At 43.6% G+C, this 291-nt stretch carries 1 pseudogene; it reads right to left on the bottom strand.

Annotation, left to right across the window (positions count from 1 at the left end):
- Positions 1–291 (bottom strand): annotated as a pseudogene (locus JIG41_RS22480) (hypothetical protein); the annotation flags it as partial.

The following is a 291-nucleotide window of genomic DNA, read 5'->3' as shown; positions in this document are numbered from 1 at the left end:
TGCATTTGTTTGTAACTCATTAAACGCCAATACTTTTCTGGGCGGTTATTCTGTTTATCAAAATCGCGTGCTGCTGGGTCTAAATGACGAAACGGCTCTATTTCAGGTGAGTCAACTAATGGTTTGCTTAAATCCATAAAGCGCACCACGCGCTCCCATGTATAACGACAGTAGTTTGGGTTTTGTGGGTTGTCTTTAACGCGAATTTCACTAAACGCACCACGGTGGTTGCTGTAATCTTTATGAGCCACATACATCGCATGGGTGACACCATGTCCTTGTGAATGGTTG

It is taken from the genome of Pseudoalteromonas sp. bablab_jr011, from assembly GCF_016464045.1.
In the GTDB taxonomy this organism is placed as follows: Bacteria; Pseudomonadota; Gammaproteobacteria; order Enterobacterales; family Alteromonadaceae; genus Pseudoalteromonas; species Pseudoalteromonas lipolytica.
This window is presented reverse-complemented; position numbering and strand designations above follow the sequence as displayed.